1 protein-coding gene is annotated in these 1,692 nt (G+C 53.3%); it reads right to left on the bottom strand.

Going from position 1 to position 1,692, the window contains the following annotated elements; translation table 11 throughout:
* The coding region (locus POTG_RS22460; protein WP_036646758.1) for an IS5 family transposase at positions 1-1,547 on the bottom strand (1,547 nt) is incomplete at its 3' end.
* Positions 1,548-1,692 lie beyond the last annotated feature (145 nt).

The following is a 1,692-nucleotide window of genomic DNA, read 5'->3' as shown; positions in this document are numbered from 1 at the left end:
AAGTCTCTAAACCCAAGCAGTCTGAAAAAATGCAAAAAGAGAACACGCAGTCGCCGCTCCAGATTCATGACCAGAAACTGAAGGGCGATGACGGTCAAACTGGTTTCGGCGCCACGCGCCCGAATGCGACCTAGGCCCAATTTGCGCTTGCCTTCTCCAAATTTTCCTTCGATCGCATTACGCTGTACAGCGTCCTGGCGCTCTTGCCGACGATCGGCGACTTCACTTTGCTCTTTCGAGGGTCTGCCGAGCTTCGGGCCACTAAGGCGAATCCCTAGCGTTTTGCAATAGTTCAGGTTGTCTCGATTGCGGTAGATTTTATCGGCTAGAATGACGGCGGGATAATACCCGAATCGCTGTTTGTACGCTTCCACCGATGCTTGCAGCGTGGTTGCCTCGTTGAAGCTGTCCCATTGTGCCGTTTCGATCCAAGCGTAACCGTCCACCAGACTGGCGGCGATTTTGGCGCCGAACTCCACGTTCGCTCCAGCTTTGCCTCGAACCATCGGACGTACATGCGGCTGTTCGATACTCACGATGCGATCGGCGACGACATGCGTATTCTTCTCTAGCATTTCGCGCTGCTGACGGTAGAGCTCCGAGATGATCAGAAGCTGGCGATAGTGTCTTTTGCTCAGTTCCGTGAGAGGCGTATACTTCACGAGGGCTTCAATAATCCGCAGATTCCGTCCCACGTAGCCAAGTTGCTTTTTGATCGCTTTGCGGATCACCTTGCCCGATGCCTTGCGTTGCTTGGAAACACTCAGGTACGATTTTCTGGCTTTCTCGCGGTACGTGCGCGGCTTCTCCATCGCTCCGACATGGGGACGGTGCAGCACGTCGATGATGTCTTCCAGGATTTCACGGGCGTGATTCAGCAGCCCCAAGTCAGTCGGATACTTGATGTCCGCAGGCGCGCATGTCGCATCCAGCATGAGGGTGCCCTTGTTCATGACTTCCGCTGTCGGTGCGGCTGTAGATGGCAGGACGTGTAGCTTTTTCGCCATGTTGCGGGGTTTCTTCGCCACAACAGGGGGCTCCTCGGGAATAGAGAAAGCGTCCCCTACCTCCATGGTGAGCTGCGAGCCGCCCGCGTCGTTGTCGTCGTCATCGCGATCTCGCTTGGACGATTTCGGTTTCGCCTCGACCTCTCGCTCTGCTTGCAGCGCGGCTTGGGCGATCCAGTCGTTGACTTCAGCTAGGATTTCCAAGCCGAGCCGTTCCCGAAAATGCGTGAGCAGGGAGTGATGAAACGGCACTTTATCGACATACGCGGTGTAGCCCAAGAAGAACTGCAAATATGGATTTTCCTGGATTTGTAAGGTGGTCTCGCGGTCACTTAAACCAAGGCGCTCTTTGATGATGAGCGAGCCGAGGGCGATACGTGCCGAGTACGCCTTTTGGCCGATGGCTGGGGACTTGAACGAGCTCACATATTTCTCTTCTACTTTGTCCCAAGGGATGATCGCCGCAAGCTGCACCCACCGATTGGTTGGATTTAATTTTCCGCCAAAGGGCAAATAGAAGTTTTCCAACAAGTCTGCCATATCTCGATTCAGCACGAACACTTTCGCTCACTCCATCTGCAAGGTTTTTTACCGATTTTCCGTGTTTTCTTTGCAGATGAATTCGACAAAAGTGCCTCTAAACCCTTGTGAGATAAGGATTTTTTGATTATTCAGCAAGCCCTAA

The organism is Paenibacillus sp. oral taxon 786 str. D14 (genome assembly GCF_000159955.1).
GTDB classification, from domain to species: Bacteria; Bacillota; Bacilli; order Paenibacillales; family Paenibacillaceae; genus Fontibacillus; species Fontibacillus phoenicis.
Note: the sequence above shows the minus strand (reverse complement) of the source record. Positions and strands in the feature narration are given on the sequence as shown.